Origin of the sequence: Escherichia sp. WS1451, assembly GCF_046487365.1 — a bacterium.
Classification (GTDB): domain Bacteria; phylum Pseudomonadota; class Gammaproteobacteria; order Enterobacterales; family Enterobacteriaceae; genus Escherichia; species Escherichia coli.
Genome location: NZ_JBJQJP010000032.1, coordinates 1 through 18,366, shown reverse-complemented (window position 1 = coordinate 18,366; position 18,366 = coordinate 1). Strand labels below are relative to the sequence as shown.

The window sequence follows — 18,366 nt, the reverse complement described above, 5'->3', positions numbered from 1 at the left end:
CTATGTGAGGTATTCATAGGGTCACTTTTCTTTGTTTAGTGATCCTATGTAAGCATGAGGTTGATGAAAAGTAAAAATGTCAGTTTATGACGGTCAGTGAAAGACGTCGTTATTCTAATCCAACGTTGGGAGGGGCTGGATTTAGGTTTTTTTTTAATCGCTTCACATTTCGTTAGCATGCGAAGAAATTTTGATAAAATTCTGGTCAGTTTGGTTAAAAAGTGTTACAAGTAAGCGGTGTGGTTGAAGGGATAGATTTAAGGCTTATTCAAGCCTTAAGAAAATACTAAAAGTTACTTTTCACCCTACCGAACACCTAACAAAAAATCCATGTTGAAGATTTGAACAATTGTAATGGCGCAAGGACAATCAGCACATGTCAGAATCTGATAATTTAACTCGTAGCTTACTCGGTAAACTTTTCCGCACTGAGATTTCGCTTATTCGTAGTTACCGTGCATTTTTAATGTTATTGCCTGTGCATGGATCTTCTGCATATCAAACTGGGACTCCTCTTCTCCAGCGTCGCCTATTTGGGAAAGGATTTAGTACAGCCGCTGATTTAGCTTTTGAAGTGGAAACACGTCCAGGTAGTTTTTTGGTTCCGCGTACACTCGGAAAGGAAATTACATGGGAGAGGTTTTTTTCTGCGGTCTTGGACGGTGATTCCAATGTAATTCGTGAATATGATACAAATGATATTGACTATGGTATTTACGATGCCGGTGAAAAAGTGACTTTTCTGAATGGTACAGTGGATATCTATAATCCCAAGAAGATTCATGAGTTGCGTTCTAAATGTGTTGATATACAGAATGACTACTTTATGCAGGTGTTCTTTATCTCAATGCTCGCACCAGAGTTTGTAAGTGTTTTCTTTGGTTTAAAACCAACTACAGCTGATGCTATTAAAGACATTGGTTATTCATCGTTAAAAACAATTAACGATGTCGTTCTTTTCCCACGTACAATTGCTTTCTCACAAGGGCATATTGAAGAGAGTGTTTCACTTAAAACGAAAGTTTTTGCCTGGGCTTATGAATTGTCTGCTGACATCCGGTTAGGAAAAGTTAGTGATGATTTGATGGAACTATTACGTTATGACACTATGTTCACCAGTCACCGTCAGGATGTGTTCAACACTTTAACAAATAAAGTTATGTTAAAGGATTATTAATATGGCAAAGGTCGATCAAACAAAAGCTAATGCTCTATTGCGAGCAGCAAGGACTATGTCGCTTGGGGCAAATAAAAATACAATACGAATTTTGTACGGTAATCATGTTGCTGAAAATATCGATTTTGAGCCTGGTGCAAAAACAAAACTCAAAAAAGGTATCCGGGGCTGGAGCAAACGCACAGATAACCGCCGAGCTTTTTCTGCTGTTATTGATGTCGCAGTTAACTATTTTGGTTTTGATCCAATAAATCCGGAAGCGAGTTTTCGGCAAATTGACTTCAACCGAATAATGAGTGTCCTTCATAATCTGGGATACTTTGTATGCGCACCGGAAGTTAATAAAATAATAGAAATCCTTACTTCTATGAAAGAAATTGAAGAACTAGGTGCCTGCGAAAAATGTAAACGCCCATACATTGTGCCAGTGACAAATGATGCTTATTGTCCACGTTGCAGATTATCTTCAACTGCTTCAGCCATAGAGAGGTATTCTCAAGAAGAATTAGATTAAATTTAAAAAAGATATCGCGAAACTTGCCTTGTCTGAATCTAAATATTGACTTAAGTCAAATTCTGTTGTTTGCTTTACAATCAAATATTAGTTACAACTTAAATATTAACTCTTGACAAGTAAAGATATAATTTGATTTTTCTTTATACAGTCTTTCTTCGTTCCAAAAAATGTTCACCTTTTTTTCTGTTGAAAACGTAAAACTACTTAGGTTCTCTAAAACCTTCTATGCATGACGACTTCTTAATCGCTTTCAATTAATATATTTTATATTCTTGCCTAAGTTCGCTTCTTTGATCCTTAGCTATTCCTTCTTTGAAATATAGAAACAGCGTTACTGGTGATGATTTTTTTCAGCTCTTAATACACCTGTTTTCAAAGCAATATTTGCTTTTAGATATTCGATAAAACCATGTTTTTGTTACACCGGATTTTTCACAATGTGCAAGATGGATGATCTTTCCATCACCGAGACTATCTTCTTAGTCAGCACTCCTTTTCCGTCCTTTTCAACATAAAAACGACCATGCTATACGAGCTCTAACCTTTTTTTTGTATGCCATCATAACCGCATCAGAAAAGGAGAACGGTCTATGACTCGTATTGCATTAGCGCCTTCAAAGATGGTTTTGCTTATGTCTTTGGTAATTACTGGTGCCCACGCCAGCCCTGAGCAACCCCTAATAAAAGATACGCCCTTTGTATCAGGCCAGGCTTATAAGAAGGGTTTCTTCTGGTATGACGATCCTGCTAAAAAAAGCGAAGCTGAAGAAGAAAAGGTTTTGCCACCAACCGGTGCTGCTAGCTCGCCTTCAAAAGAGGAAAAGGTAGATTTAAATTCAAAATGGCTAAAAGAGAATATGCCTCGACTGTTAACGCAGGCAATGGATAACCCTACCGCAGAAAATCTATCACGTTATTACACGGCGCAAAGGTTAATGCTGGATATCAGTACGCGTTTTTCTGACAAATCAAAAGATTATTTTCTTAAAAACCCGATGATGTCTGAAAAACGCAGGCAACCAGTGGAAAAGGTGGCACTGGATGCTCACCGCACTGTTGTTGAAAAAAATCAGCAAACGGTAATGAAAGATATCTTTACTAAGTCAGGTTTATTTTTCTTTTTCCAGAGTACTTGCCAGTTTTGCCACGAAGAGAGCCAAATACTTCAATTTATGCAGAACTATTATTCGGTAGATATTCTTCCAATCAGTATGGATGGAAGGCCATTGCATAATGGCCTTTTTCAGGATTTTAACATCCCCAATGCACAAATTATTGATCAATTTAAAATTCGAGAGGTACCTACAATTTTCCTGGTTTCAAAGGATGGGACATCAGCTCAGCGCATTAGTGAAGGCATGATCTCCGCTGATGAATTAAAGAACACTATTATACTTGCCGCGAAGGGCATGAATCTGATCGATGACGCTTCGTTTCAGTCAACTCTAGATATTAAAAGGCAATATACCATCGGTGATGATGGCGTTATTACCGTTAATAAATCCGAAATGGAATCAGACCCATTCTTACTTCAAAAAATAATGGACCAAAAACTCGAAGGCTATGACATGCCTACGGCCGATCCGGTCAATTATCTCAATGCTGGCGGCAGTTTTGGAGGCACTTATGCGCAGTAATGCCGTTTTCAACTTCAAAAAGTTACTTTTGTCTCTTTCTGTTTGTGCTGCAATTTTAGCCCCGACTGCAAATGCAGACAACGCAATGCGTAACATTTTCAATGGCATGATGACGTCTACCAGCCCGGCCACCTTTTCCACAGCAACCCGTACAGGCATAGTTGGCGGGTCAATGTCTTACCGAACAACAAACGTTAATACCAACCTTGTTTCCATGTCGTTTCCAAAAGCTTCTGTCGGTTGTAATGGTATTGACGTTTTTCTTGGGTCCTTCAGCATGATCAACGGGGACCAGCTTGTGCAGGTGGCCCGTGGTATTGCCCAGGGTGCGGCTATCTATGCTTTTAACGTTGCTGTTTCAGCTATTTGTGCTGACTGTGCTGCAACGATTAATGACATCCAAAACAAACTGCAAGCGCTAAATAAATTTGCGAAAGATTCATGCAATGCAACTTACTCTTTCCTTTCTGAAAACGTGGGTACGCCAAGCCAGTTCGCTAACTCAGTTAGCTCTGGACCAGCCTCAATTCTGGGATCGATTAATGGTCTCATTCCTGATTTTGGCTCATCGATGACAAAGTCACCTGAAGCTGTCACTTCTCAGGTTAAAGCAAAGGATCCCGAAGAGTTCGCTGAAAAATTCAGTGGTAACCTCTTCTATATGTCGTTCATGGATATTGATAAGGGAACAATGAACATCGGAGGGGTAACGGAGTTATCCGGTTATAAATTGGCAGAACAACTTATGTCTCTCGTGGGTACTGTCATTATCAACTGGGATAGCAAAGGCGAAAAAGCGGGAATGGAAGTCCGCCCGTCTACCATGACTGTCACGGATTACATCATGGGGCCACCAGCTGGCGGATCAATTAAAATGCTCAAGTGTTCTCCGGCACCAGATCCATCATCCCCACGAAAGGCTCAGTGCCTTGTCATGTCAGAAGTTAATGACGGTGGTTTTAAGGGATTGAAGGATACCATTTCTGATCTTCTTTTAAACGTACAGAAAAAAATCATCAACGACGTTCGTGTTTCAGATGATGAATTACGCATTATCTCCTATATCGGCATCCCGACCATTATCGACTCTTTGCAAACATTCGAAGCACCGGAAGGGTACGCATACATTCAGGACATAAGCACTATTGCTGCGACGAGCCTCGTAATCAACATGTTGCGCCAGGTTGAGGCCAAAATTTCAACCATGAGCATACCGAGTGAGTCGCTGTCGGGTAAAAGGGATGATCTCAACCGATTAACAGACAATCTCTCAAAACAGGTTAAAGCCGCCTATGAGCTATCGCACAGCCAGGTCGGTACCAGCTCGGACGTCATTTCAACCTGGGATAACCGTCGCCTGCAACGGAAGGCTTTCACTGAAAGTATTCGTGGCACACGTAACTGAGGTCTGACATGGATTACAACATATATACCCTGGGTGATATTGATTTTGTCTGGTCGGCTTTTACCGGTATTGCCCTAATCTTTTCTCAATATACTGGTGTAAAAGAGTTCCTGACCACGGCCGCCGTTGTAGCAGGTGTGAGCCTATTCTATAAAACGTGGCTATGGCTTCAGGCTCCGACCAAAAATGAATTACCGTTTTTCTCCTGGTTTTTGGGGTTGATCCTTTTCATGATGGCAATGGTTCGAGTGGATGTAACTATTGAATCTGTAAAGTCGGGAGAGGTCAGAAACGTCGACGGAATTCCAATTTTTATTGCTGCGATGGCCACCGTCACCACTAACTTAAGCCAGGGTTTGCTGAAGGATTATAAAACTGCGTTTGATCCGCTTTCTCCGGTGGACCTGTCTGCAACAACTCTGGACGATGACATCACCCTCGGTCCGATGATCCGATTCGTGAAGTTTTTGCAATGGGGCGGCGATAGCCAGGGCTACTGTTCTGCATTTCCTGAACCGGCCAGCGGGCTAGGGCCAATGAACGTATGTGCTACCGTTCAGTCTCTTGCATACAACTGCCTGAAGGCTACCCAAAACTCAAGCGCAAATATTGCCGGTAAAGAAACTATTTTTAACGATATTTTCTCAGCTAATCTGGCAGATAGCATGGACCGGATTAATCAGGCGATGAAAGGCGCACTGAAGAATGCCTCTGCCAGTATTGTTGGCGCTAACGGTTCAAAATCTGGTACGTGTGATGAGGTCTGGTCAACTGTGAAACAGGTTACCAGTACAGCTGAAGCTCGCCAGACTATTTCCCTTATAGGACAGACAAACGGCATCCTTACTCCAGACGAAGCAAATGGTGCACCTACCGGCGCAAGTTTTACTGATGTTATGGCGTCAGCAAATGGTATGTACGGTAAGGCTATTGGTTCGTATGACGCCACCCTGAACCTGTTCATAATGAATGAGCTCAGAAATGGCGCAAGCAAATATAAGACCCCACTCAGTCTGGCTTCCGATATGCAGTTGTTTGAGGCTTCTCTGAAGCGAACCAACACAATGGCTTCACAGGGCCAGTTGTGGTTACAACTGTCTGGAGCAGCAATCGCATTCCTTGAGATGTTTGCTTACATGGTTGCTCCATTTGCTTTGCTTATGCTGCTGGCGTTAGGTGGTAATGGTGTTGCCGCTGCGGCGAAATATTTGCAACTTATTCTCTTCGTGAATATGTGGCCGCTTACGGCAGTAATGGTCAACGCGTATGTGAAGAAAGTCGCGACGGCCGATCTGGATACCTGGAGCACCCTCAACAGCCAGAATAATGCCGTCACGTGGATGGGGCTCCCAGGGCTTGCGGAAACATACAGTTCATACCTGTCTGTTGCTTCCGCGCTTTATGCTCTGATTCCGGTACTCACATTATTCCTGATGACACAGTCGATTCACCCGATGATGAATGCGGTTAAGGGAGTGACCCCCGATGCGCCGGTGGATACTGGTCATGTAACGCCCAAAGTATGGGATGGCCCTAACAGCGGTAAATCTTCATTTGGTGACGTGACACGAACCGCCTTGACCAGTACCGGTCAGGGATACAGCGATGGCGGCGCAGTTGATTCAAGTAATTTCCGTCTTGGAATGTGGAATGCTGGTTCAAGTATCGCTAACAGCCAGGGGCAAGGATCAGCTGTAACCTCATCAGTTATGAGTGCGGCAAGTAATTCATTCCAGGCTGGTTACAGTCAGATGAGTGAAATTGGAAGGTCAGGACAGTCGAGCCAGCAGTTCTCAACCAACCTGCAAACAATGAAGCAGATCTCGGATAAGATTGGTGCCTCTGTAGCAGAAGGTATTGCAACGAAACATGGGGTGAGTGCGTCTCAGATGGCCAGCATTGCTTCAAATGTTATTCTAAACGCTGGGCTTAATGGAGGTGCTGGAACTGGCAACGGAGCCGGGCTGAAAGCAGCTGTAGCAGGGCAATTGAGTAGCGGCGCATCTAAGACCAATACAGGCAGTGACTCGCTTTCAAATGACCTTTCAAAAGCAATCACGAATCAGCTTAGCCAGGATTCTGCTTTGACTGACCAGTTCAGTAAAGCGGCGTCTCAGGTAAGCAGCGATCAGATATCCAATACTAATGCGTTTAAAGAAGCATCGTCGAAAATGAACCAGGCGACACAGACGATGGCGCAAAACATTTCTACATCGGTATCGACTAACGCCAGCTCCAATAGTGGAATGAGCCTTGATTCTAAACAAAGCATTAACCTGGACAGGTTCTCCGATTCTATTCGCAACAAAAACTTCAGTGATGATGATGTAAGGAATTTTGCTCGTAAGAATGGGCTGGATGAGAATGCGTTTATGGAGAAATTCAACTCCTATAACGATACCTTCAAGGCCAGTAATCAGCTTGGTTCGCAGCTTCAACGTACTGACGCGCTTGTGGCTGCAACACGAGATTTCAGTGAGCAAAAAATTGCGATTGATACCGCCCGGGGAGAGACGGCCGAAAGTAATAAACAGGATCTCCGTGAAACCTCCAGCCTGCTTAAAAGTCTGGTTTCCGACTTCGGTGGTAATGCACAGCAGCTGCTACCTATCACCAATCAGCTCGACAGAATTTCAGGCGAAGGGTCAGGAATTAATACTATCACTCAGGCACAGGATAGAACTCCTGACAGCGTAAATACGTCTGGCGTGATGAGTGCGTCACGCGTAGGGGAACTGGGTGGAAGTGTTGATTCGCAGGCTAAACTCGGTCTTTCCTCCAACGCTCAGGACGCGACTCAGCGTGTCCCTGGAAAAAGTGAAGCTGGCTTTACTCCGTATAACCTTGATAACGCGGGCAAAGGCGATATTCAGGGAATACATAACAACAACGTGGGCCGCACTTATTCTGATGAAGAAAGGAATGTGCTCAATTCTCTCAAAACGAATGGCCCTGTACTGAATAATCAGGGTGTAGAGAAAGTCGTCAATTCAGGTCAGGATGTCAGAAATGCAGAAGGCACATTTAACGATCTGGAAAAGGCTACCGGAGGTCGGGTGGTTGGTGATGGAATGGATCAACGAGCCACTGCTTTGAACAGTATGTATCAGAGCGGTCAAGTTCGTGGCTTATCTAATAACACTGATAACTACTTTAGTCGTGTTGCCAACAACCCGAACTTAAGCCGGGACGATAAGCGAGCTGAATTGGCACAGCAAGCTGTCTTTACCTATGGTGCCAGCACCATGGCTACCGGTGCCGAAAGAGAGCAGCTCAAAGCGGATACCCAGAAGATCCTTAATGAACTGGGTAACTATAACGTTAACTGGAGTATGAATGACGTTCAGAGCATCCATAGCAGTTTCAACACTCATAACAGAGCTGATGGTTCACTTGAGTCAGTCGTACGGGCAAACCTAGGAGAGGGTGGGTCGGGCGGTGGTCTCGTTGGTAACCGCACTCAGACCGTCACAGATCGCTTGGTTGGGGAAAAGATAGAGGCCAACACTGAGCGGGGCGCGATTTCTGGTGCGCTACTCGGGGGCCAGCAATTTGTTTCGGATACGCTAACCAGCGTTGGGGCGAAACCGGTAAATGAGATGCTTACGGGAGCGGGCATCCTTCAAACCCAGACATCGATAGCAAATGATGCCTCTAACCCTGCAAATATGCCTGATTCTCTCCAGGGTAAAGTCCTTAATCACATGCAGATGTCTGATGGCGTCGCAGCTGTAAGTGACCGGTATCAGAGTATTAGCAGCGACGGCGTTTCGACTTATGCGAATGCAGCGCAGAACTCTGAAAGGGCTATCCGGCAGCAATTGACGGATGACCCACGCTTTGGGCCTCAGAAAGCAGATGAATTCATTCAGTACATGAAGTCAGAGCTGAGCAACACAAATGAGCCTTACCAGTCACGTGTCGATAAAGCGGATCAGTGGCTTAATGAAAATAAAAGGTAGGTGAGTTTCAAATATAACCTAATGAAAATTAAACGTATTTACTAAAATATGGTGTTAAACAGTGAAGGCCGCAAAGTATAAATTTGCGGCCTTTTTTATTCATAAACTTAGCTGATTTCTGTACAATCTCGTTCTTTATGTAGTAGATGTTCCGGCTGAATAGGCACTGAGACACAGGACATGGCAAACAAAGTAAAAGATATTAACCATCCATCTATTAATGATAGAGAACGTCGTGTCTTGGAAGAACTAGGTATATGTAATGGTGCACACTTTAATAATTTGCTTAAAATTGCCCGCTATCGTCTCAATGCTGGTTATTCCCATGCTGAAACTGTACTTTCTTTACGCTGCACAGGCTCATACATTGAGCGTACCGTAATGCATGCCCCCAAAAATACCCGTAAAAAACTACGTGAACACCTACAAAAATTTGCTCTAGAGACAGAGCAGAATAGCGAAACCGTTTATTCTAATTACAATACTCAGCTCCGTGTAATTCGAGAAAAAAAACAAAAAGAACATTTGATGGCCAAGCGTAAGGAGTACATTCGCGTTCGGCTAGAATCTTGTAAAACAAGGGGGGAGCGGTTGATGGCGTTCGGTCTAATTGACACTATCGATCCCGAATATATACAGGAACTGGAAGACCATCTGGCTAAGGTTAGTCATCGTAAGATGTTGGAGGATAATGACCGAAAGGTAAAAGAACGCAATAGACTGTTGAGTGAAATGAAAAAAAATTCAGCCCGTCTCACCGAACGAATAATCCTGTCGGAAAAAGAGGAACCAGATGAAGAAGCCTCTCTTCCAATACTGGTACGTAGATATATTCCCGGCGGACGTGCCGCAGAGTTCGCTATTTATGCACGTTCAAACGCTACATTACCTCCACTAGAGATCATTGAGGGTTTTCTAGGGTATCCAGTTGGTGGCCGCGAAAGATCGCAGGAAGATCAGCCTAAATCTCCACCGGCCGCGATTATGGTCGCTATGAAGACTGATGGTATAGAAGAAAAGGAGCTTCAGCCGAATATTCCTGATGAAACTACTGTACCGGGTAAGCGTAAGGGTAGTAAGACAACTGTCGAGACACGACCAGATCAGGCCTCATTTGCAGAAGCCGTCCGCAACAACTGTTATGACCAATGTGTGATTACAGGCTCTAGACTGCGCCAGCGCACTGAGGCTGCTCATCTGATGGAGCATCGTAACGGAGGAGTAGACCATTATACAAATGGGTTGCTCTTACGCCATGATATACACGATCTTTTCGACGCAAACATGATTGCCATTCATCCGGTGACGTTGGAGGTTAACATTCTCGCTGAAGCTTTGGCGGTAGATCATGATTTAGCGGCATATCAAGGAGAGTTTATTAAGCCGCTGCGTAAACCCATCAATACTGAATTCCTAAAGCACCGTTGGCAGGTTTTTCAGCACCGGAACCAAACTGAGCAGCAAGCTTAAGAGACCGGCATGTTTTCTTCCAACTGTGCAATGCTTTGACCCGGGGCAGAAATGGAGAAGCATAGAACTGATAATGCGGGCATGCTCTCCGTAAAAGTTACTTTAATTCAGGAAGCCCAACGTTTCATAAGCAGATGATACCTGGTGTTAAGAGCTGCAAGATCAGATTCGGTGAGGCCGGTGTAATAATTGGTTTTTTGCAAATGTGGATAACCGACCGGGAATAATGATTCGTCGTCATCAAGGCAGATAAATGCTTTAACTCGATGTGAAAATACAAAGTCCTCACACTCAGCAGCCCGCACACCTGACTGATTAGGTTTTAAATATACCGAATCGGTAGCACCTATGACTTTGTCTCTATAAGGTAGCCGGAAAAGAGATTTCAGGTAAGTTATACTGGCACATTCACGCCACGAACTGGAGATGACAATCACCATGGAAGGGCATTTATCCAGTAATTTTTCCACCAATGGCATTCGCTCAAAGGTTTCATTTTTGCACCTGTGACAAACCCCATCGAAATCTAAGAAAAGCACGACATGCGAATCAGGGAGAGGGCCCCATAAACCAGCTGTTGTTTCTTCAGGAACACATACTTCTTCATGAAGAGGGCTTTTCTGCATCAAGAAAGAAGAGAGAATCTTAAATATATTTCTTGCAGAAAAAGACAATTTATTACCCCTGAGTCTATGCGAATTTTTTGCGGGGGGGTACCCAAGCTACTCGATGATCTTCTGTAATATCAGGTTGAATTTATTTAACAACAGGAGTCGGGTTTTGCTCCGGGACATTTTTAGCTATATGGCCATTGTATCGAGGAGGTTGTTGGGTCCATTGATAAAGCTCACCCATCCCGTTACGCTGCTGGATCCGGCGATTGTACTTTACCATGAAGTTAAATATGTACTTTGCACGTACCTTTGGGGTTTTGCTGTTGTAATCTGCAATCCCTTCAAACACATTGCCCTTGCGATCAACAATTTTTCTGTAGAGCCACCATGTTCCAACCCAGAAACTAGCGCAAGCATCGTAAGCCAGAACCCGCCACGTTACAGTCGGGAAATGCTTTTTTATTTCAGGCAGATTGGATGAGTTGATCTGCATCGGGCCAATATCATAAGTGCCGTTAGTATTCCTGCTGAAAGTACCAACCTTACCGCCTTCATTGTCAAACAACGTAAAAACCAGTTCGGCATCAATTCCGAAGAAGCGGGCGGCATCCGTAATGCACTGAGTGTAAATCTCATCAGGAACGGGAATAGGTTTCACATCATCTGCTGGTGGTGTAAACACAACGATTTCTCCACTGAATCTACGTTTTATCTATTCTCCCATATATCTATCGACTTTCTTTCGGCTTTACCCGTTGATTTAAGCGTTTAAGCAAAATTCTGGAATTTTTGGGCGTGATAATATTAGTGCTCGATTCAAGGAGCATAAATGAAAAAAATTATTAAGGCATCGGTATTACTTCTTTCATTAAGTACCGCCTTCACGATGAATGCCGAGCCGGTTAATACAATGGTACTGCCAGATGCAGCCCGGGATAAGCTCAAAGCCATTGGGCTTTCAATCGAGCACGTCGAACCCTCGCCAGTAAAAGATATTTTTACGGTGATTTCCAGGGAGGGGGTAAGTTACGTGAGCAAAGACGGAGATTACATTTTTACCGGAAGCTTATTCCACGTGAAAGGTAAAGATGTGGTAAACACCACTGAGCAGGCCATTTTAATGGGCGTCCGGGAATTCGCATCCAAAACAAAATCCATCGACTACAAATCACCAAACGAAAAATACCGGCTTGCTATCTTTACCGATATAACCTGTGGATACTGCCAAAAACTGCATCATGATCTGAAGTCTTATCTTGATGCCGGTATTTCGATTAAGTTTCTTGCATTCCCACGTGCAGGACTGAACTCGGTAGTAGCCGGGAACATGGCCAAAATCTGGTGTTCAGCAAAGCCAAACGAAGCTCTGGATGCAGCGATGAATCCGGTTTCAACTATCCCGGAAGGACGTCCTGATGAGGCTTGCTTAAACATTATCAAATCGCATTTCCAGGTGGCCTCAACAATCCCGCTGCAAGGTACTCCTACCATGGTGACACTAAGCGGCAAACCGCAGTTATTTACGGGGTGGCTGAGCCCGGAAAACCTGGTGACCCAAATGGGCGCTGCGCAAAAGTAACTTTTCCGACTGTAAGAGGTGTGTATGAAATCTACTTTACTGAGTACGTTAATGCTGGTTGCTGTAGGTGTACAGCCCGTTTTCGCTGCACAATGTCAGTACGGAGCCTGTGGAACGGAAAACGATCCAGGAATCGTATTTCTGATGTCATCGGTACAAATGGATCAAGGTGAACAACTAAAGGAACTCTCTGGTGTTGCGACCACAGGTGACACCATCTCTAAAAAGATGGAAAGCTACCTGGGAAATAAAAAGCTCAAGGTAAACACCGACAGTACCCGCAAGGGGCCGGGTAATACCACCATCAGGCCTACAGATGAGCTCGCCCCAACGAGGCAACTAAAAGTTATCCGGCCCGAACTGGTAAAAAATCCCGATTCGCAGCTCGTGGTAGCTTTCAATGAGCGCCTGGCCTGATTTATTGACTGAGAGCGTCCAGAAGGAAAAAAGATGTCGATACTCAGTAACTTCGTCATCAGGGCAACGGGGATACCTGACAAAAAGTATCTCCGGGATCCCGTAATAAAACGTTGTTATGAACGTCTGAGTCGTAGGGTGCCTGCTCTAATGACGGGTTGGCTTCTGTGCATTCTGGGTTCAGGGTATGTCAGTATGGCACTGGAACAGCCTGATAGCACTGTGTTACTCAGTCTGCTGCTGTTGTATGTTATGTCAGGCATTTTACTGATGCAGTTCCAGTATATGTATTCAGAGCGAAGCATAGGCTACAAGTTCTACCTGGAAGTGCTTATGAATGCAGCCGCCAGTACTCAACATAAAGAACAGTTACAGTATCTAATCATTAATAAGCCCAATTCCATCACGATGGGCGATCTTTACCGACTTTATGATTTTAATGGGGGAGGGCGATAGCCACGTTTATGTGCGTGTCCAAAAGTCACTTTTGAACATTCTCTTCCCGCCGTCTGCTTTCAGTTCCAGGGGATCACTGCAACATAATTTCCGGAACGCAGCGGCGCATCAAATTTATCAGTAAAGGCGTCGATCATTGCTGAATAAGCAATGCTGTCTGACGGCACAGGTGCATTGCTTTGCATACTCACTTTCAGAACCTGCTTTGCTCCTTTCGCTGACGGGTATACCTCGACATCCAGCTGTCGCATATAGTGCATCTGCGACATCGTCTCAGTGCCTATTACCCCATCGACCGGCCTGTAGTCATAGTCAGTATGCGATTCGCCATGCTTGTCAGTTCTCGTTGTCTTTTTATCTACAACGTAGCCTGTCACCCCAGTAAGAAGCTGCTCGCTATACTGCATGTTCTCCTGTGAGCTGCTCATTCGGAACCTGAGCACATAATCTGGCTGGTGAGTGGAAATAATGACTCCTTTTTTTGCTAATCCATCAGCAAAACGGCCTGAAAACATTCTGGACTGAATACTTTCGTCCGGAGGGACTATCTGAAACCTTTTATTTGTAACAGGACGAGGCATTAGATCGTACGCATCTACCTGGTTTGCGAAATGATATCCACAACCACTCAAAAGCATTGCGGTTGTGAGTATAAAGCCCTGCCTAATCATCCTTTAATCTCCAAAAAGCATTGTTTCACGAATAATTCCGATTTACCGGGCCAGTATAATCCATCGCAGGTTAATAACTAACAGGCTGAAAAGCATAAAGGTAGCTATGTCTAAAGAATTTTATTTAAAACCGATGGCCACGATTTTAATTTCTGCGGTAATTGCTACCGCTGCCTCGGCGTTAATCGCGGCAACTTATTTTAAACCGAAGGTGCTCAGTGAGGAAGAAATTGGCAAAATTGCCGCTACTTACCTGGTAAAAAATCCCCATTATTTAGTGGAAGCAGGTAAGGCGCTGGAAAATCAGAACGTAAGTGCCTCAGTGGAACGAATAATTCCATATGCGCCAGCTCTGCTGGATACCAAGGAGACGCCAAACATCGGCCCGGATGACGCCGACGTCGCGGTAATCGAGTTCTTCGACTATCAGTGTATTTACTGCATGCGGGTTACACCTGTTGTTGAATCGGTAATGAATCAGAGCAAAGATGTAAAATTCTTCTTTAAAGAATTCCCGATTTTTGCCGGTTCAAAACCTGTATCTGCCATGGGGGCCGCTACGGGTCTGCACGTCTATCAGAATTTCGGTGCTGAAGCCTATCGTAAATACCACAACAACCTGATGGCTGTGGCTCATACCTTCATGACCTCTCAACGCAAATTCGAACTCAGCGACTTTAATACTGTGGTGGATAAGTCAGGGTTTAACAGCACGTTTTCTGACAGGGAAAAAAACCGATATGAAAACGTGATCTCCGGCAACATGCAGCTGGGCGAAGCGCTTGGGATCACCGGCACACCCGGCTTCATCATTATGAATATGAAAAAGCCGAATGCGGCGACTACCACATTTATCCCCGGGGCTATGGACGCAGCAACTTTGCAGGGCGCAATCGAAAAAGCTCGCGGGGCCTAAAGTTACTTTCACTTTTGATGAGTACGGCCATGCCGGTCATGGCCGCTACGCTTTTACAACGAGTAATTCATCCCAGCGGGTCGTATATCTCGGTGATAGCATGGCCTGTTTCATACGAAAATCCTGTTGAATGCCTTCCCCCAGCAAAAACAGAGCTCCGCGCTTTTCTTTATTGAACCGGTCCATAACTTTCATCAGTGCCTGACTGCCAGGCCTGGCCGGGCGCTCATCAAACAGGCTGAGTTGCTCTGTGCCGTCAGTCATAGCGGAGAGCATTACCCCAGCTTTCGCATACGCTATCCCGGGTTTGTAAATGCGGTTCAGGATGGTCATGGCTGCATCAACCAGATCGCGGGTGTCCTGTGTAGCGGTAAGCGGCTCGATACCACAATTGCTGTAGCGGTTTTCACCTTGCGCATAATTGCTGCTCTGAATGAAGACTGTGATTTGACGGGTCCACGAGCCATCCTTGCGCAGCTGCTCTGCCGCCCGGGCGGTAAAAAATGAAACTGCCTCATGTAGCTTGCCTATCTCATTAAGGCGCTGACCAAAACTTCTGGAAACGATAATCTGTTGCCGGACAGGAGGGGATTCATGCAGCCGGAAACATGGTTCGCCATGCAGTTCCCGCCAGGTACGCTCGATTTCAACGCCAAAGCTTTTACGTAAAAAGCGAACGTCGCTATTATAAAAATCACCGGCAGTGATGATCCCGAAAGCCGACAGGCGTTCACTGATCTTTTGACCAATACCCCATATTTCTCTGGTACTGATAAGGCCCAGGAGCTTCCTGATCCTGGCCTGATCAGTCAAAACTACAACCCCGCCTGTAGCTGCCCATCGTTTGCTCGCATAGGTGCATAATTTAGCCAGGGTTTTGGTGCTTGAACACCCCACACCACAGGTAAGGGACAGATTATGAAGAAGTGTACTTCTGATCAACCGGCCGTAATCTTCATAATCTATTATCTTGTTCATGTTTTTCAATAACATGAAATTTTCATCTATGCTATATCGACTCGATTGAGGCGCGAAGCTTTCCAGCGTTTCATGGAAGCGATTTGAGTAGTCTTCATACAAAGTAAAGTTAGAGCTCCGGACTTCGATCTGGTGTTGCTGAATCAAATCCCTGCACTTAAAAATTGGGGTCCCACGCTTAATACCAACGCTTTTAGCCAGTTTATTCATTGCAATGACGGACGAATCGTTATTGCTGGCTATGATGAGCGGCTTTTTTGCCAGCTTGGGATCCATCGCACACTCAAATGCCGCATAGGCCCCGTTAATATCAACGTGCATGTACATGGCTAAACTGATTCAGTGCAAAGGTGACGACGCCCCATATCTCAAGGGATTCGGGATTTACACGTATCGGCTTATAGGCTGGATTAGAAGGCATCAAAAGCAGCTCAGGATACGTGTGTAAGATCTTTACCGTGAACTCTCCATCCACCAGCGCAACGACGATAGAGCCGTGTCGTGCCGTTAAAGACCGATCCACAACCAGAATAGCGCCATCATTGATACCGGCATTGATCATACTGAGGCCCGCCGCCCTGACAAAGAAGGTTGAGGGGCGGTTACGGACTACATATTCATGCAAATTTAATTCATTATCTTCATGCCCGGCGCACGGACTCATCACTCCACAGCTCAGTAAATCACTGAAAAAAGGTGCCATTTCGTAAGGCTTGTTGCTAATGTGCTCAAGGATAACAGACATAGCTACACTCGAATTCTCATACTGTATGTATAAACAGTATTGCGAGTTACAGAGAAAAGATCAAATCTCTCCGGTAACGCTATCGAGCCTGACGAAAAATTAAGCTTTGTCACAAACACCAAAAACCATCTTTTACCGATAATGGCGAGCTGGCCTACGAAGAAGGTATACAAGCTAGGATGAAAGGATTCTGATGCCCCTCCCACCAAATTTTTTATCTCCTGAAGACCAGGCTGAGTACGATGCTTATATGTCAAGATTCAGCGAGATAAATCACTATTATGATTATCACACTGTCCCCGTGATTGACTGGTTCTTTAAACAAGCAACCGAGGCGTTGCATCACGAACTATGGATACCGGCCTGTACGAGCTTCCTGAACGGGATTGAAACATCACTCATGGTTACGTTGAAGTCGCTGATGCTGAAACCAACAGTTAACGATCAGCATGCAGCTCCTGAGCTGGTGGACTTGGAGGGTATCTCCGTAATGAGTAATGCCTTACTGAGAAAGGCCAAGCAGGAAGGGGTGCCGGTAGAATTACTTTCATTTCCAGCCGAGCAGGATATGTTGGTTAAGGTAGCAGCCGGGAGAACACCTGAAGCAGAAATTGTCAGGCTGAGAAACAACCTATGCCATGGCAACATTCTGGAGTTTATCATGTCTGTTGATATCGGTACTTCAGGACCCATACGTATTTTTACGCCTGAATGCTGTCGTGAACTGGCGCATGAACTTTCGTCCATTTCCAGGAATTGGGTGGTAGGTTTGCACAAGTACTGGGTCGACAACAATCTGATTTCCCCCTGAAGCTCCTTGAACCTTGCTTTCAGAAGCCAGGTGTATGAAACCCTATTGGATAATATTTAAAGCCAAAATATGGGGATCTCGTATTCGGTGACAGGCATGGTATAAATGATGTGTCTGAGCAACCATCATTGATAATCATGGAGTGAGTCATGAAATTAAAATACCTTCTGTTATGTGCAACTCTGTCTGTCGCCTTTACCTCCTCTGCGGTCCTTGCATCTGAAAACGGGAAAAAACCGATCCCGGGCAAATCAGATGTGATGGTTGCCGATATTTGTTTAAAACCTGAAATCCAAAGTGAAACCGATTATAAAAAAACGAAAGAACTGGTAAGGACTGAGTTTGAAGAAAACTTGCCTGTTGGATCTAAAATCAAAGAAAAAGACTTGAATGCCGTAATTGAAGCATTTGCTACTCGTAAAAGGGACACGCCGGAGCGAGCGGACCATTGCCAAGAAAACGTACGTGAAAGATACTGGGAAATGAACCCGGTGAAAGATAAATAAAATACATTCACGTTGTATAATATAGAGGCTTCAATTCTGAAGCCTTTTTTATTTTCAGATTATTTTGATTCTGACAATAATGAAATAAAATTGAGCATTATCGCTTAACACTGGATAAGAAAAAGAGCCATCTTTTATATTGGACAGGTTTGAATTTAAGGAATTTTGGATTCACAGTTTTCTGCGTTATTAGACGGCAAGGGCAATCTGGTATGATTCACCTAACACACGAATCTGGAAGGAAAAGTATATGGGTGACCTGGTCAGCAAAAATAGCATTGACCGTTTAGAGCGATTTCATTCTTTGCTGGCGGGTCAGTACTGGACGTCCACTGACAGCATCCCTGAAGAGGGTATTGTGGCAGGGGATACACTGCTCATTACGTCTTTGCGTGGCACTGTTGCAAATAGTCGGTGGTGATAAACTTATCATCCCCTTTTGCTGATGGAGCTGCACATGAACCCATTCAAAGGCCGGCATTTTCAGCGTGACATCATTCTGTGG

At 44.6% G+C, this 18,366-nt stretch carries 18 protein-coding genes; 12 read left to right on the top strand and 6 right to left on the bottom strand.

Annotation, left to right across the window (positions count from 1 at the left end):
- Positions 1–376: 376 nt before the first annotated feature.
- The 6 genes from ACJHX7_RS24215 to ACJHX7_RS24190 all read left to right on the top strand — a co-directional run bounded on the left by ACJHX7_RS24215 (position 377) and on the right by ACJHX7_RS24190 (position 10,168).
- A complete protein-coding gene (locus ACJHX7_RS24215) occupies positions 377–1,177 on the top strand; it encodes a hypothetical protein (RefSeq protein ID WP_000004209.1) in 801 nt (266 codons plus the stop codon).
- Between the two features lies 1 nt (position 1,178).
- Positions 1,179–1,691, top strand: a complete 513-nt coding sequence (locus tag ACJHX7_RS24210) for a hypothetical protein (protein ID WP_001140953.1) — start codon at positions 1,179–1,181, stop codon at positions 1,689–1,691.
- 593 nt (positions 1,692–2,284) lie between these two features.
- Positions 2,285–3,331: a thioredoxin family protein gene (locus ACJHX7_RS24205; RefSeq protein WP_000196728.1), complete on the top strand. Its 1,047-nt coding sequence runs from the start codon at positions 2,285–2,287 to the stop codon at positions 3,329–3,331.
- Positions 3,321–4,736 (top strand): IncHI-type conjugal transfer protein TrhH, encoded by a 1,416-nt coding sequence (gene trhH / locus ACJHX7_RS24200; protein ID WP_001257292.1) that lies wholly within the window; start codon positions 3,321–3,323, stop codon positions 4,734–4,736. The genes ACJHX7_RS24205 and trhH overlap by 11 nt, the downstream gene beginning before the upstream one ends.
- Before the next feature lie 8 nt (positions 4,737–4,744).
- Complete coding sequence (locus ACJHX7_RS24195; protein WP_046788498.1) at positions 4,745–8,698, top strand: conjugal transfer protein TraG N-terminal domain-containing protein; 3,954 nt, start codon at positions 4,745–4,747, stop codon at positions 8,696–8,698.
- A 180-nt stretch (positions 8,699–8,878) separates the two neighbouring features.
- Positions 8,879–10,168: an HNH endonuclease signature motif containing protein gene (locus ACJHX7_RS24190; protein ID WP_001284752.1), complete on the top strand. Its 1,290-nt coding sequence runs from the start codon at positions 8,879–8,881 to the stop codon at positions 10,166–10,168.
- 107 nt (positions 10,169–10,275) lie between these two features.
- Here ACJHX7_RS24190 and ACJHX7_RS24185 read toward each other — a convergent pair whose 3' ends face one another.
- Positions 10,276–10,794: an HAD domain-containing protein gene (locus ACJHX7_RS24185; protein WP_015059500.1), complete on the bottom strand. Its 519-nt coding sequence runs from the start codon at positions 10,792–10,794 to the stop codon at positions 10,276–10,278.
- Between the two features lie 130 nt (positions 10,795–10,924).
- Positions 10,925–11,464: a lytic transglycosylase domain-containing protein gene (locus ACJHX7_RS24180; protein ID WP_000494967.1), complete on the bottom strand. Its 540-nt coding sequence runs from the start codon at positions 11,462–11,464 to the stop codon at positions 10,925–10,927.
- Positions 11,465–11,611: 147 nt separating this feature from the next.
- Between ACJHX7_RS24180 and ACJHX7_RS24175 the strand changes: the two genes are divergently transcribed.
- The 3 genes from ACJHX7_RS24175 to ACJHX7_RS24165 all read left to right on the top strand — a co-directional run bounded on the left by ACJHX7_RS24175 (position 11,612) and on the right by ACJHX7_RS24165 (position 13,234).
- Complete coding sequence (locus ACJHX7_RS24175) at positions 11,612–12,361, top strand: thioredoxin fold domain-containing protein (RefSeq protein WP_000720274.1); 750 nt, start codon at positions 11,612–11,614, stop codon at positions 12,359–12,361.
- Positions 12,362–12,385: 24 nt separating this feature from the next.
- A complete protein-coding gene (locus ACJHX7_RS24170; protein WP_000843244.1) occupies positions 12,386–12,778 on the top strand; it encodes a hypothetical protein in 393 nt (130 codons plus the stop codon).
- A gap of 195 nt (positions 12,779–12,973) precedes the next feature.
- Positions 12,974–13,234: a hypothetical protein gene (locus ACJHX7_RS24165; RefSeq protein WP_001424629.1), complete on the top strand. Its 261-nt coding sequence runs from the start codon at positions 12,974–12,976 to the stop codon at positions 13,232–13,234.
- 59 nt (positions 13,235–13,293) lie between these two features.
- Here ACJHX7_RS24165 and ACJHX7_RS24160 read toward each other — a convergent pair whose 3' ends face one another.
- Positions 13,294–13,641 (bottom strand): hypothetical protein, encoded by a 348-nt coding sequence (locus tag ACJHX7_RS24160; protein WP_001684081.1) that lies wholly within the window; start codon positions 13,639–13,641, stop codon positions 13,294–13,296.
- A gap of 370 nt (positions 13,642–14,011) precedes the next feature.
- Between ACJHX7_RS24160 and ACJHX7_RS24155 the strand changes: the two genes are divergently transcribed.
- Positions 14,012–14,821 carry a DsbA family protein gene (locus tag ACJHX7_RS24155; RefSeq protein ID WP_000031377.1) on the top strand — a complete coding sequence of 270 codons (810 nt, stop codon included), beginning with the start codon at positions 14,012–14,014 and terminating at the stop codon, positions 14,819–14,821.
- Between the two features lie 45 nt (positions 14,822–14,866).
- Here ACJHX7_RS24155 and umuC read toward each other — a convergent pair whose 3' ends face one another.
- Together umuC and umuD are read right to left on the bottom strand one after the other, a co-directional pair.
- Complete coding sequence (gene umuC / locus ACJHX7_RS24150; RefSeq protein WP_042634445.1) at positions 14,867–16,126, bottom strand: translesion error-prone DNA polymerase V subunit UmuC; 1,260 nt, start codon at positions 16,124–16,126, stop codon at positions 14,867–14,869.
- Positions 16,110–16,544 (bottom strand): translesion error-prone DNA polymerase V autoproteolytic subunit, encoded by a 435-nt coding sequence (umuD, locus tag ACJHX7_RS24145; protein ID WP_000111290.1) that lies wholly within the window; start codon positions 16,542–16,544, stop codon positions 16,110–16,112. The genes umuC and umuD overlap by 17 nt, the downstream gene beginning before the upstream one ends.
- A gap of 193 nt (positions 16,545–16,737) precedes the next feature.
- Between umuD and ACJHX7_RS24140 the strand changes: the two genes are divergently transcribed.
- Positions 16,738–17,355, top strand: coding sequence for a hypothetical protein (locus ACJHX7_RS24140; RefSeq protein ID WP_001130842.1), 618 nt, complete (start codon positions 16,738–16,740; stop codon positions 17,353–17,355).
- 149 nt (positions 17,356–17,504) lie between these two features.
- A complete protein-coding gene (locus tag ACJHX7_RS24135; protein ID WP_000770127.1) occupies positions 17,505–17,861 on the top strand; it encodes a hypothetical protein in 357 nt (118 codons plus the stop codon).
- A 286-nt stretch (positions 17,862–18,147) separates the two neighbouring features.
- Here ACJHX7_RS24135 and ACJHX7_RS24130 read toward each other — a convergent pair.
- On the bottom strand, positions 18,148–18,366 hold a 219-nt coding region (locus ACJHX7_RS24130; protein ID WP_208486915.1), incomplete at its 5' end, for a hypothetical protein.

Coding starts and splice junctions, on each gene's coding strand:
- ACJHX7_RS24135 (WP_000770127.1), top strand. CDS start 17,505: ATGAAATTAAAATACCTTCTGTTATGTGCAACTCTGTCTGTCGCCTTT.
- ACJHX7_RS24140 (WP_001130842.1), top strand. CDS start 16,738: ATGCCCCTCCCACCAAATTTTTTATCTCCTGAAGACCAGGCTGAGTAC.
- ACJHX7_RS24195 (WP_046788498.1), top strand. CDS start 4,745: ATGGATTACAACATATATACCCTGGGTGATATTGATTTTGTCTGGTCG.
- ACJHX7_RS24215 (WP_000004209.1), top strand. CDS start 377: ATGTCAGAATCTGATAATTTAACTCGTAGCTTACTCGGTAAACTTTTC.
- ACJHX7_RS24155 (WP_000031377.1), top strand. CDS start 14,012: ATGTCTAAAGAATTTTATTTAAAACCGATGGCCACGATTTTAATTTCT.
- ACJHX7_RS24185 (WP_015059500.1), bottom strand. CDS start 10,794: ATGCAGAAAAGCCCTCTTCATGAAGAAGTATGTGTTCCTGAAGAAACA.
- umuD (WP_000111290.1), bottom strand. CDS start 16,544: ATGTCTGTTATCCTTGAGCACATTAGCAACAAGCCTTACGAAATGGCA.
- ACJHX7_RS24160 (WP_001684081.1), bottom strand. CDS start 13,641: ATGCAGTATAGCGAGCAGCTTCTTACTGGGGTGACAGGCTACGTTGTA.
- ACJHX7_RS24190 (WP_001284752.1), top strand. CDS start 8,879: ATGGCAAACAAAGTAAAAGATATTAACCATCCATCTATTAATGATAGA.
- ACJHX7_RS24175 (WP_000720274.1), top strand. CDS start 11,612: ATGAAAAAAATTATTAAGGCATCGGTATTACTTCTTTCATTAAGTACC.
- umuC (WP_042634445.1), bottom strand. CDS start 16,126: ATGTACATGCACGTTGATATTAACGGGGCCTATGCGGCATTTGAGTGT.
- ACJHX7_RS24210 (WP_001140953.1), top strand. CDS start 1,179: ATGGCAAAGGTCGATCAAACAAAAGCTAATGCTCTATTGCGAGCAGCA.
- trhH (WP_001257292.1), top strand. CDS start 3,321: ATGCGCAGTAATGCCGTTTTCAACTTCAAAAAGTTACTTTTGTCTCTT.
- ACJHX7_RS24165 (WP_001424629.1), top strand. CDS start 12,974: ATGGCACTGGAACAGCCTGATAGCACTGTGTTACTCAGTCTGCTGCTG.
- ACJHX7_RS24205 (WP_000196728.1), top strand. CDS start 2,285: ATGACTCGTATTGCATTAGCGCCTTCAAAGATGGTTTTGCTTATGTCT.
- ACJHX7_RS24170 (WP_000843244.1), top strand. CDS start 12,386: ATGAAATCTACTTTACTGAGTACGTTAATGCTGGTTGCTGTAGGTGTA.